The organism is Gynuella sunshinyii YC6258 (assembly GCF_000940805.1).
In the GTDB taxonomy this organism is placed as follows: Bacteria; Pseudomonadota; Gammaproteobacteria; order Pseudomonadales; family Natronospirillaceae; genus Gynuella; species Gynuella sunshinyii.
Map to the genome: position 1 here is coordinate 1,592,635 of NZ_CP007142.1, position 11,505 is coordinate 1,604,139.

The 11,505-nt window shown below is 47.1% G+C and carries 14 protein-coding genes; 10 read left to right on the forward strand and 4 right to left on the reverse strand.

Annotation, left to right across the window (positions count from 1 at the left end; all coding sequences use genetic code 11):
* Positions 1 to 259: 259 nt before the first annotated feature.
* A complete protein-coding gene (locus tag YC6258_RS07100; protein ID WP_044616399.1) occupies positions 260 to 724 on the forward strand; it encodes a hypothetical protein in 465 nt (154 codons plus the stop codon).
* A 20-nt stretch (positions 725 to 744) separates the two neighbouring features.
* On the opposite strand, the gene YC6258_RS07105 is transcribed toward YC6258_RS07100, so the two are convergent.
* The gene (locus tag YC6258_RS07105; protein WP_044616400.1) at positions 745 to 933 is read right to left on the reverse strand and encodes a hypothetical protein; all 189 of its coding nucleotides are present in this window, start codon (positions 931 to 933) and stop codon (positions 745 to 747) included.
* 531 nt (positions 934 to 1,464) lie between these two features.
* On the opposite strand from YC6258_RS07105, the gene YC6258_RS07110 reads away from it, so the two are divergent.
* From YC6258_RS07110 to YC6258_RS07140, 7 genes are all read left to right on the forward strand, one after another.
* On the forward strand, positions 1,465 to 2,253 hold the full coding sequence (locus YC6258_RS07110) for a transporter substrate-binding domain-containing protein (protein ID WP_044616401.1): 789 nt from the start codon (positions 1,465 to 1,467) through the stop codon (positions 2,251 to 2,253).
* Between the two features lie 84 nt (positions 2,254 to 2,337).
* The gene (locus tag YC6258_RS07115) at positions 2,338 to 3,012 is read left to right on the forward strand and encodes an amino acid ABC transporter permease (protein ID WP_044616402.1); all 675 of its coding nucleotides are present in this window, start codon (positions 2,338 to 2,340) and stop codon (positions 3,010 to 3,012) included.
* On the forward strand, positions 3,009 to 3,668 hold the full coding sequence (locus YC6258_RS07120; protein WP_044616403.1) for an amino acid ABC transporter permease: 660 nt from the start codon (positions 3,009 to 3,011) through the stop codon (positions 3,666 to 3,668). The genes YC6258_RS07115 and YC6258_RS07120 overlap by 4 nt, the downstream gene beginning before the upstream one ends.
* Entirely contained in the window at positions 3,646 to 4,374 is a 729-nt protein-coding gene (locus tag YC6258_RS07125; protein ID WP_044616404.1) for an amino acid ABC transporter ATP-binding protein, read from the forward strand. Before YC6258_RS07120 ends, YC6258_RS07125 begins: the two co-directional genes overlap by 23 nt.
* 183 nt (positions 4,375 to 4,557) lie before the next feature.
* Positions 4,558 to 5,019, forward strand: coding sequence for a MarR family winged helix-turn-helix transcriptional regulator (locus YC6258_RS07130; RefSeq protein ID WP_044616405.1), 462 nt, complete (start codon positions 4,558 to 4,560; stop codon positions 5,017 to 5,019).
* Positions 5,012 to 5,242, forward strand: a complete 231-nt coding sequence (locus tag YC6258_RS07135; RefSeq protein ID WP_044616406.1) for a zinc ribbon domain-containing protein — start codon at positions 5,012 to 5,014, stop codon at positions 5,240 to 5,242. Before YC6258_RS07130 ends, YC6258_RS07135 begins: the two co-directional genes overlap by 8 nt.
* A gap of 359 nt (positions 5,243 to 5,601) precedes the next feature.
* Positions 5,602 to 6,219, forward strand: a complete 618-nt coding sequence (locus YC6258_RS07140) for a glutathione S-transferase family protein (RefSeq protein WP_044619826.1) — start codon at positions 5,602 to 5,604, stop codon at positions 6,217 to 6,219.
* 102 nt (positions 6,220 to 6,321) lie between these two features.
* Here the strand turns inward: YC6258_RS07140 and YC6258_RS07145 are convergent, their stop codons facing one another.
* Both YC6258_RS07145 and YC6258_RS07150 read right to left on the reverse strand, forming a co-directional pair.
* Entirely contained in the window at positions 6,322 to 7,215 is an 894-nt protein-coding gene (locus YC6258_RS07145; RefSeq protein ID WP_044616407.1) for a DMT family transporter, read from the reverse strand.
* 177 nt (positions 7,216 to 7,392) lie between these two features.
* Entirely contained in the window at positions 7,393 to 7,974 is a 582-nt protein-coding gene (locus YC6258_RS07150) for a LysE family translocator (protein WP_044616408.1), read from the reverse strand.
* 107 nt (positions 7,975 to 8,081) lie between these two features.
* Between YC6258_RS07150 and YC6258_RS07155 the strand changes: the two genes are divergently transcribed.
* The gene (locus YC6258_RS07155) at positions 8,082 to 8,966 is read left to right on the forward strand and encodes a LysR family transcriptional regulator (RefSeq protein ID WP_044616409.1); all 885 of its coding nucleotides are present in this window, start codon (positions 8,082 to 8,084) and stop codon (positions 8,964 to 8,966) included.
* Positions 8,967 to 9,007: 41 nt separating this feature from the next.
* On the opposite strand, the gene dctP is transcribed toward YC6258_RS07155, so the two are convergent.
* Positions 9,008 to 10,648, reverse strand: coding sequence for a TRAP transporter substrate-binding protein DctP (gene dctP, locus YC6258_RS27130; RefSeq protein WP_082070593.1), 1,641 nt, complete (start codon positions 10,646 to 10,648; stop codon positions 9,008 to 9,010).
* A gap of 156 nt (positions 10,649 to 10,804) precedes the next feature.
* Here dctP and YC6258_RS07165 point away from each other — a divergent pair, with 156 nt between their 5' ends.
* Positions 10,805 to 11,323, forward strand: coding sequence for an O-acetyl-ADP-ribose deacetylase (locus tag YC6258_RS07165; RefSeq protein ID WP_044616410.1), 519 nt, complete (start codon positions 10,805 to 10,807; stop codon positions 11,321 to 11,323).
* The last annotated feature ends 182 nt before the right edge of the window (positions 11,324 to 11,505 follow it).

Genomic DNA, 11,505 nt, shown 5'->3' on the forward strand with positions numbered 1-11,505 from the left:
TATCTGTAAACGGCGTGGAGTTTTGCTTGCTAAATAGTCGATTGATTTTGCAGTAGTCAGCATTAGAGAACGATTTATTGGAAAGCAGAAATTTTTTGGTTAACGTGACCTCAAGTTTAAAAAGATGCTTTGCGGCTTTTATGGTCGAACATTCCGGTTTCTTAATAAATGTCGCGGTTTTCGAATGTGCTGTGAAGGGTGGAAAACTATATCCATCATATTTTGTGGTAACAAATGTTGTTCAAATGGATCCTGTGAGATGATCTGGATAAAACGATTGATACCTGCCCTGCTATTGTTGACGGGCTTTCCGGTACAGGCAGTTGTCTTCAATCATCGTCAGCTGCTGATCGGCAGCTGGCAATGTAAAACGGCGTTTGTATCCGAGCAGGGAAAATTCCGTGTTTCCGGGAATCTGACTCTGAATGATAACGGATCATTTTCCAGTGTCGGTGATGTATTTGCCTATAATGCATTGATTAATACTGAGCTCCCTATGTCTTATCAGTCCGCAGGCAGTTGGGATTATCAGAATCAAATTGTTAAAGGTGATATGCATTCCCATGCATTGGAGACAGGTTTCCCAATGTTAAACAGATTGGTGGCAATGTTGGATCAGCAGGTGCGGCAGCATGCGAAATTTTCTGCCAGATTAGTTCGTATTACGGATCTGGAGGCAGAGTTTGAAGCGGATGACCATACCCGAATTCAGTGTAAGCGGTGAATTGTAACTGCAGGCTGGTGTCAGTTAGTCGCGTCTTTCAGTTTCTGAGCGTACTCTTTCTCAATATCGTTAACTTGCTGCTTAATCTGTTCGACTTTGTTATCAGCATTGTCGATCAGTACCAAGTCCTGCTGTTGTCCGTTCTCCATTACCAGATAGGACACAAAAGCCATGGCTATCATCAGTAGTACAAGTGAAATTCCTTTCATGTTTGAAAATCCTCGTTAAAGAAACAGAAAGACGCTACAAAATCGTCACATACGATAGAGTCAGTATGTCCATTTTCAGCTCAAAAAAATGTAAACCAGTCATCATTTCATTATTTCCACTGGTCCTCAGTCACCCAGTATAGCAAAGGCCAACCGGTTAGATCTGGAACACCTGGCTAAGGCCGGATAAATCATCATGACCTAATGCTCAAATCGGGCCGGTTTTAACATCATTTGCATACTTAAAATGAGATTGCACCATCATTGCCATCAACGGCACATTGGGGGGGATGCATGATGCCAGCTCAATGACGCAGAAAACTGACCATCTGGATGAAAAAAGCAATTATGGTGCAATAGGTGGTCGTCATTGGTGCAAAAAAACATTATGAATCAATTGTTTCATTGGATTCTTGGCTAAGAAACCTTTATTTCATTGGCTTTTCTCTGGCTGGCATATTGGTTGCTCTGGGTAAATACGAAACGGGGCTTTAGGGCCGACATGGTGATTACTTTTAACAGGGTGAAGATATGTATTTTCTCAAGAAACTGGCGATGGTGGTGATCTGTTCTCTGACATTTTTTCAGGTGGCTCAGGCGGACCAGTTGGCGGATATTCAAAAAGCCGGAGTGCTAAAAGTTGCAGTTCCCCAGGACTTCCCTCCCTTTGGATCGGTAGGAGCTGATTTAAAACCTCAGGGCTACGATATCGATATGGCCGCATACCTGGCTAAAGAGTTAAATGTAAAGTTGGAGCTGGTCCCAGTCACCAGTGCCAATCGAATTCCATACCTGCAAACCAGAAAAGTGGATTTGGTGATATCGAGCCTCGGTAAAAATCCTGAGCGGGAGAAAGCCATCGATTTTTCCAAGCCTTATGCGCCATTTTTCCTGGGTGTGTTCGGTCTCGATGATGTCAAAGTCAGCAGCGCAACAGATCTGACTGGAAAAACCGTTGGGGTAACACGGGGTGCTGTTGAAGATATTGAGCTAACCAAAATATTACCCGAATCAGCGACAATGAAACGATTCGAAGATAATAACACGACTATTTCTGCATTTTTGTCTGGTCAGGTGGATTTGATTGCAACAGGAAACCTGGTAGTCACGTCAATTGCCGAGCGTAATCCTGCCCGCATGCCAGTGACCAAGTTCATGCTTAAAAATTCTCCCTGCTATGTCGGTGTTCATAAGGGTGAACCGGAGTTAATGGATAAGGTTAATGAGCTGATTGCCAAGGCATACAGCGCAGGTGTGCTGGAAAATATTTCTCAAAAATGGCTGAAAGCCTCTTATCCGAAAGAACTCGCCAGTATGTAATAAACGTTTTACTGGTAGCTGAATTTCATCGTTAAGTGACGGCTTCACAGACGTTTGTCTGTAGGAGCCTTTTCTGGAAGCTTCATGGATTATCAATTTAATTTTGCTGACCTGTTGAATTATCGGGACGTGTGGATCTCTGGTATCTGGATGACCGTCCAGCTGACGATATTTGCGACAGTCGGAGGATTGTTGCTAGGGATTCTTGGCGCCGCTGCTCGTAACCACCCATTGCGTCCGATCAATATGGTTGCCTCAATGTATGTTGAAGTAATACGCAATACACCATTTATTGTGCAGTTGTTTTTTATCTTTTTCGGGCTTCCGGCTGCAGGTATCAAATTGACGGAAGTTCAGGCCGGTATGATTGCCATGATTATCAATCTGGGAGCATATCTGACAGAAATCATCCGTGCCGGAATTAATGTAACGCCCAAAGGACAGATAGAAGCCGCCAGAACTTTGGGGCTCTCAAGCCGGCAGATATTTATCCGGATCGTATTACCACCGGCCATCGAACGGGTTTACAGCTCCATCGTCAGTCAGTGCATTATCGTGATGCTGGGATCGGCGGTGGTGTCACAGATTTCTGTTCCTGAGCTAACTTATGCAGCTAACTTCGTACAGTCGAGAAACTTCCTGAGTTTTGAATCCTATTTTGTAACCGCCGGCATTTATCTGTTGCTGGCATTTTTGATGCGGGTGTTATTTGCCTTGTTGGGAAATTATCTGTTTTCCAGAAAGGAGAAAGCCATATGATGCAGATAACTGATTGGGATATCCTGAGGAACCTGCTGCTGGCTGCCCGTTGGACGATTTTGTTATCGCTGATTGCATTTGCCGGTGGTGCCACGGCGGGACTGCTGTTGACATTTTTACGTATCAGTCGACGCAGGTCACTGATCTGGATGACCCGAATCTACATCGAGCTGTTCCAGGGAACCCCACTGCTGATGCAATTGTTTCTGGCCTTTTTTGGCCTGGGATTGCTGGGTATTGATATTTCACCCTGGGGAGCTGCGGCCTGGGCGTTGACACTGTTTTCCAGTGCTTTTTTAAGTGACATATGGCGGGGTTGCGTGGAAAGTGTTCCAAAGGGTCAATGGGAAGCCGCACGCTGTCTTGGATTGGGTTATGTCCAGATTATGCGTTATGTCATTTTGCCCCAGGCGTTAAGGGTGGCGATTCCGCCGACCGTGGGTTTTTCGGTACAGATTGTCAAAGGTACTGCGCTTGCGTCCATTATCGGTTTTGTTGAACTGACCAAAGCAGGCACCATGCTCAATAATGCCACTTTTCAGCCCTTTAAAGTGTTTGCCATCGTTGCTGTGATTTATTTTTTACTGTGCTATCCATTATCAAAAGCCAGTCAGTATCTGGAGAGAAAGTTAAATGTCGCTCGTAAACATTCGTGATGTTCATAAGTTCTATGGTGACTTACATGTCCTGAAAGGTATTGATCTTGATATTCAGGCGGGTGAGGTGGTGTCTATTATTGGTCGTAGCGGCTCTGGAAAAAGTACTCTGCTGCGATGCATGAATGGTCTTGAGCAATATGATCAGGGCACGATTATTGTCGATAACAAAGAAGTCAGTACCGATGAGTTTCAGGTGCGTAAACTCAGCGAAAGTGTCGGTATGGTATTTCAGAGTTTTAATCTGTTTCCACATCTGACCGTGGGCGAAAATATTATGCTGGCGCCACGGATAATCAAACATCGCTCTAAAGAGGAGGCCCGGGAACTGGCTCTGGATGTGCTCGATAAAGTGGGTCTCAGAGATAAGTTTGGTCAGTATCCGGAAAATCTCTCGGGTGGACAGCAGCAGCGTGTAGCCATCGCCAGATCCCTGGCCATGTCGCCCAAAGTGTTGTTGTGCGATGAAATTACCTCAGCACTCGATCCTGAACTGGTGGGTGATGTTCTGAAAGTATTGGAGCAGCTTGCTGCGGATGGCATGACCCTGATTCTGGTGACCCATGAAATGAACTTTGCCCGTGACGTGGGTGACCGCATTGTATTCATGCATCAGGGTAAAGTGTGGGAAAGTGGTCCGGCAAAAGAGCTGCTGGCCAATCCGCAAACCACGGAGTTGCAAAGTTTCATTGGGGCAGTCTTGTAAACTGCTGGCATTCCTTTCTGGCTTTTCTGTTCGCCTTGTGCTGATCGAGAGGGTCTCTGAAAACAAGAATAGCGTCGGCGCCGGGTGGGAAGCTCCGGCTGGCGTCAAAATAGACCATTTTTCAGTGACTCTCTAAAATACATCGGGATTGACGATGTAATGTTCCGGCGTAAGGTACTCCTCATGATAGAAAATGATTCAGTAACCCGGTTTATAAAACTCTACGGTGATGTTTACCGATGTTTGCATGCCAGTTGGGATAAGCATGAAAACTATCCTTCTGCGGAGTCGCAAGCGGTGATGAATCATTTGCTATTAGCCGGTCCGCTGACCATTTCTGAAGCGGCCAGACATTTTGACCGGGCCCAGTCGGCCATGAGTGAATTGATTGATCGGTTGCAGGCACATGGTCTGGTAACCCGTATCAAAGATGAGCGTGACCGGCGTCGGACATTGATCTGGCTGACCGAGCAGGGACGTCAGATGCAGCAGCGTCTGCAGGAGGTATTAAATCGGGAGTTGTTACGGCAAAGCCTGCAACAACTTCCTGAGGCGCAACAGCAACAGTTGTTCGGTAGTATGGAAGCTTTGGTCGTAGCGGCACAAACAATACTTTCTCAACAGAGGAAACATCATCATGAGTGAACATCGATGCGAAAGCTGTGGAATGCCAATCGACGACGGTCAATTCTGTCAGTACTGTGTAGACGAACAGGGACAGCTACAGCCATTTGAAGAGCGCTTTGAGCGTATGGTGCAGTGGGCGCTGAGTGAACGTTCGGATCTGTCCAGACCTGAGGCTGAAGAACAGACCCGGCAATATATGCGAACCATGCCGGCCTGGAAACATCATCCACACTTGCAATAGTGCAGCCGCCGACATATCAAACGAAGCCGTCGCAACAAAATTCTCTGGCGCATTTGTGTCTGTTGTGACGGTGACTACCTGGTCAGTTATCGCCATTAACCGCTGGTTTGGGTAACCACGCGTCTCTGATATCCCCCCAGAAAGGATGATATTCAGGCTTAAACCGTTCGTGTTACTTCTTTTTTTCCGGAGTCATCTTGCAGGACGTATCACGATGCGTATGATCCTGTCTCCAGCCAAAATAACAGGCACAGGCAAAATTGTTTTTCCGGACAGAGCGGGCAATCCTGTTTTGTGCTCCCAATATCAACATGACGATCAATCATGCTGTGCAGCTAACACTAATGGAAGGCGGTATCATGTCAAACTATAAACTTACTTACTTCGATATCAATGGCGGACGGGCAGAGCCGCTGCGAATTGGATTTCACATTGCAGGAATTGATTTTGAGGATAACCGTATCTCATTTCCGGAATTCGCTGAACTCCGTTCCTCTATGCCGTTTAATGCAGTTCCGGTGCTCGAAATCGATGGCGTACAGATCACACAGTCCAATGCCATGAGTCGCTTTATTGGTAAGAAGGCAGGGTTGTACCCGGTGGACGATGTTCAGGCATTGTATTGCGACGAAGTTCTGGAGGCCTTTGAAGATCTCACTCATTATATTGTCAGGACATTTGGGTTGCAGGGTGAGGAACTCAAGCTGGCACGTGAAAAACTGGTCGATGGCTGGATGAGTACTTATCTGAAGGGGCTTGAGAAACTGCTTCAGCGGGGTGGTGGAGAATATTACGCAGATAACCAGTTGACGATGGCCGATATTAGATCGTTTGTCCAGATACGTTCACTGTGCTCAGGCTCGCTGGACCACATACCGGTGGATATTGTTCAGCGGGTGGCCCCGGGCTTGGTTGAGCATCAGGCTCGCATTGGATCGGATTCCCGTATCGCTGGGTACTACGCCACGCACGGATAAGAGAGAAATCCACATCCGCAGTCTTTGTGTTTTCCCAGAGAGGCAGACTGATCAGATCTGCCTCCTTTATGTTTAGGGCCTGGTCTGGCAGAACAAACCTGCTCAGGGAACCGCTGCCGATTTTTTAAATAATGGCCATTTAATGAGTCGGTTGCACAGAGCGGTGCCAAAGAAGGTAATGGCCATGGCAATGATCATTTTGAAGGTAATGACTTCTTGCAACACCACATAACCCCAGAGAATAGCAGAAACGGGTATTAAAAATGTGATAGACGCAGAGGCCATGACACCGGCACTGGCCACCAGGTGATAGAACATTAATAGCGCAACGCCGGTACATAAAAATCCCAGTAACAGTGCATTACTCCAGTGAATCAATCCGATGGGCTCTGAAGGCCACAACCACAATCCAGGGCCAAGCAGCATTAACGCAGCGAAGGAAACACTGCCGGCAGCAATGACCTGACTGTTGACATGTTGTAGCCGGGATTTGACCAGATTGATCGCAAAGCCATAACAAAGCGTTGCCATGAGACCCGCCATGATCGCCCAGCCACTGCCTCCAGCTTTAAAGGATAAGTGCCCGATCGATAAAACATAAATTCCACTGACACCAATGATAAGTCCTGCCAGTTGTTGGCGGGTGATGCGGTTTTTTAACCATAACAATCCAATGAGGGCGGCAAATACAGGTGTGGATGCATTGATCAGAGAGGTGAATCCTGCTTCCAGTCGGGTGCTGGCAAATGACAGCAGCACAAACGGCAGTACGTTATTGAACAATCCCACTATGGCAATGGCTTTCCAGTTTTGCTTCAACGAAGTGCGGTTAGCGGCAGATAGAAAAATAAAACTTAATATGAATGCAGCAGCGACCATTCGGATCATGACCAGCGCGACCGGTCCGAAAACGGGTGCAGATACCCGCATGAATAAAAAAGAAGCTCCCCAGAACAGGGAAATTATCAATATAAAAATCAGATCTTTGGTTTTCATAAACAACCATTGTGGAAAAACGCTTTGGAGGGATGAACCATGACGGCCAGGCGGCAGTTTAATTGACTCAAAGACAAAGCAAAATGACTATTTACCGGAATTTGCCTTAATTCGGCTCAACGATATTCGGGAAATTGTAGTGCTATTGTTCCATGGGGTAAGAGCGATGGGCACGAGTTAAAATGAAATGGCCAGGTAAGCGGCGATCAGGATCAGCAATCCTCCCATAATACGGTTCACTCGCAGAATCATCGCCTCGTCATGAATCAGCGCACGTACCTGCTTGCCTGCCCAGGCCCACAGGACCATGCTGATATAGCAGATAACAAAGTACAGACCGACGAATATGACCAGTCGACCATATGAGCTGCTTAAATTGAACGCTGATACCCCGCTGATGCAGGCAATCCAGGCTTTGGGGTTGAGCCATTGCAGCAAAAAGCCATGCAGGAAATTGGGTGCATGACCGGCATCGGTCTTCAGACTCGGGTCGGCTGTCATAACCTTAAATCCCATCCAGATAATGAAAGCCGTACCGGCATAACCCATGTACCGGATAGCAACTGGTAACGTTGATTGCAGCTGTGTTGCGCCCAGGCCGATTACCGCGAGCAACAGGGTAAAGCCAATTGTTGCGCCACTGACAAAATAAAACGCGCGCTTAAAACCGTGACTGGACGCAATACTGAAGGAGATCAGATTAACCGGACCCGGTGAAATCGACATTGTCAAAGCGAACAAAGCCATCGCCAACCACATCTTCAGTACTCCTCAAACGGTGAATGAAAAACCAGAGCAGTGTAGAGGTTAGGTTAATATTGAATTAGATGGTTTAATTGGAATTCTTTGTTTTAGTGTATCGAATAATGATTGATGATTTACGTGCTCTGGCCATATTTGCAGAAACGGTCAGGCTAAAGTCTTTTCGTCAGGCCGCGCGAGCTCTGGGGTTGTCTCCATCGGTCGTGAGTTACCATGTCACTCAACTGGAGCAGCGTGTGGGTACGGCATTGCTTTATCGGTCGACCCGAAAACTGTCCCTGACGTCTGATGGTGAACAGCTTTATCGTCATGCCAGTGCCATGCTGGAGGTTGCTCGTCAGGGAATATCCGAAGTTGTCGCTGGGGGAGATGATCTTTCCGGGCAACTCCGGCTGACGTTGCCTTCTTTCCTGGCAACAGCACCGATCAGTACATCTCTGGCCCGCTTTGCCAGGCAGTTTCCCAATCTGGCGATGCAGATTCGTTATACCGATGTACGTCAGGATGTGGTCGGCGAAGGTATTGACCTGGCCATTAGAGCGGGAAGTTTGCCTGATAACTCATTGCGTGCCAGAAAAATTGGCGAGATTGAACGCAGGCTGGTGTGCACCCCGCAATATCTTAATGACAGAACCAGCCCGGCAGGACCTGAAGCATTGGTGGACTGGGATTGGATTCTATTGGAAATGTTGCCGGCAAAACGAATGCTCGTCCATCCTGATGGCACAACGTTTCAGCTGCAGTGCGAAGGACGTTTGAGGGTGGATAGCGTTGAGGCGATGACACATTTTTGTCGTCAAGGGCTGGGATTGTGTACGCCGCCGGCTTATATGGTTAATGCGGATCTGTCGTCCAATCAGTTGGTGGAAATCATGTTGCCCTGGAGAGTGCAGCCGATTCCGCTGTATGCCGTATGGCCCGGGAATGAATTGATGAACCGGAACACGCGACATTTGGTTGATTTTCTGGTTAGCAGTGAACCGGTTTGAACTAAGAAAAAAGGCGCTATTCGCGCCTTTGGTGATCAGGCTTATTGGTATTTCTGGATAATTTTCTCGAATTCAGGAGTATGCTTTACGTCATCAATAGCTGCCTGAATATTAGCAACCACCCTGTCATCAACATCCGGACTGAAGGCAAAATACAGAGGGCTTTCACTGAGCTTGTAGATGTTCGTAAAGTCATCACTCTTATATCCGAATTTTTTGAAAAACTGATACGCACCGGCAAGGTTATATATCCAGATATCGATATAGCCATTGTTCAGATCTGAAACGAGTTTGTCGGCGTTGGAATACACTTTCATGTTTTCCGGTTTTACCCCTTGTTCTCTGGCCAGCTGCTGGCCGATATCATCACGGATAACACCCACCTTATAGCGGTTCAAATCTTCCGCCCGGAAGATAGAGATATTGTCCTGCTTGCGTTTAAGCGCCACCGTCTGATCCGAAGTGATTGGACCCGCCCACTTGAAAAGATGCTCTCGTTGCGGTGAGCGGACAGTGGAGAACAGCACAATATTGGGCCCGTTCTGGGCCGCCTGATAGCCATAAGACCAGGTTTTCAACTCTATTTTAAGGCCCATATCCCGGTACTTTGTCTGATCATAGACAAGGCGCAGAAAATCGACCGCAATGCCTTTCAGTTCGCCATTTTCCTCAAAGTTGTAAGGGGGGAAATTTTCCGTGTAAAAATGCAGCTGGTGAGAATAATCAAACGCAGCACCAAAAAGATCCTGCCCAATCAGGTTAGCCTGATTATTCCACAGGGGCTGCAATTGCTTTGTCCAGTTGATGCGCATAACCTCCGACATCCGTTTCTTTCTGGCCCCGCCTTCCAGGCGAATTTGCTCCCTGGAATTGGTTTCGCCAGCCACCACCAGCTGATTGCCAAACTTCAGCGCAACATCCGTGGCACGTAAAAATACCTCCCGGTCGTAATCGCTTAGTGCGTTCCAGAAATTACTGTTCGCTGACAGCATAAAAGTTCGGGCCGAATGATTGGACTCAAGAATGTATCGATATAGCAAGTGCAGCTGATTTCCGTATATCTGTTCATAAGTGGCTTCCTGGGCATTAATCCGGTTCTCCTTTAATGCCTCAACCAGGTTGCCGTTGGCGACTGGAGTCGTTTTAACCTGCAGGGTTGTTCGGTCAGTAGGATTATCCGCTGGATAAGAAAGGTTGAGTTGTCGCAGATCGCTGTATTCCTTTATGGGTATATTTGATAGCAGTTGTTTCATGCCTCCATACATGTAACCCAGACCAAGCACACCTTTGCCCGCCAGTGACGAGAGCAGCCTTTTACCCTGGCTACTGTTACCAAACTGGTTAATGGTTGTGTCATCGCGAAACATAAAGGGGATGGAAAACACTGCAAATTGGGAGTCAATAGTTTGTAGTGTTGAAATTTCCAGTAATGAAAACTGTATCTGACCGGATTGCAGCGCAGAAAGTTCACGACTTGCATTATTGTCGCCCAATGTTTCGATCAGATTGACCTGATACCCAGGTAATTCCCTTTCAATGATACCCTCCATAACTTTCGCCATGCGTCCTCTGGGACTATCCAACGACGCCCCGACTACAAACCTGACCTCTATCGCTTGTGCCGTACTCGCAATAAATACTGTGCATAGCAGCCATAATTGAAATAGTTTCCTAGATAACATTTTACTTCTCCCGGTTACATCTGTTTTCAATAATTGAAAGTTTTTCACCAAAGCAAGATCTATTCCTTTTTATGAGACCATCAGTGGATAGCGAAAAATTACAATTACGTCTATTGTGATAGGTACAGATTTATTTTTTGGGAGTAATCGTAACCAATGGAAACAAGATGTCGTGTAGTGAAGGGAGATATTACTACTTTGATCGTGGATGCCATTGTTAATGCCGCCAACGAATCCCTGTTGGGTGGGGGGGGGGTGGATGGTGCCATTCACCGAGCCGCAGGACCAGAGTTGCTGGAAGAGTGCAAAGGGTTGGGGGGTTGTTCAACCGGTGAGGCGAAGATAACCCGTGGCTACTATTTGCCAGCCCGTTTTGTTATTCATACAGTGGGCCCTGTTTGGCAGGGAGGGGACAAAGATGAGCCATCTTTGCTGGCTTCCTGTTATCGCCATTGCCTGCAACTGGCGCTTGAACATCAACTGCAAAGCATTGCTTTTCCGGCTATCAGTTGTGGTGCTTATGGTTATCCGGTTGAACAGGCTGCGCAGATTGCAACCATGGAAGTGGCCGATCATTTATATGAGAACGATTCTCTGAAGGATGTTCTGTTCGTCTGTTTTGGAGAGGTTGAATACCAGGCCTATCAGCAGGCCTGGGAAGAAATCATGGCATAAGCTATAAAATGATCGACAGTATGAATATTAATCCGGCAAGTATACCTGTCGGGTTAATAGGGTGATGCAGGAATGCACCGAGATGTCGGATCACACCATTGGCTATAGCCAATGCGAGCCACTGGAAATCAAGCGGTCCGACGATTCGGGGTTTTGCGCAACACCACCAGATTTCCCGGGGC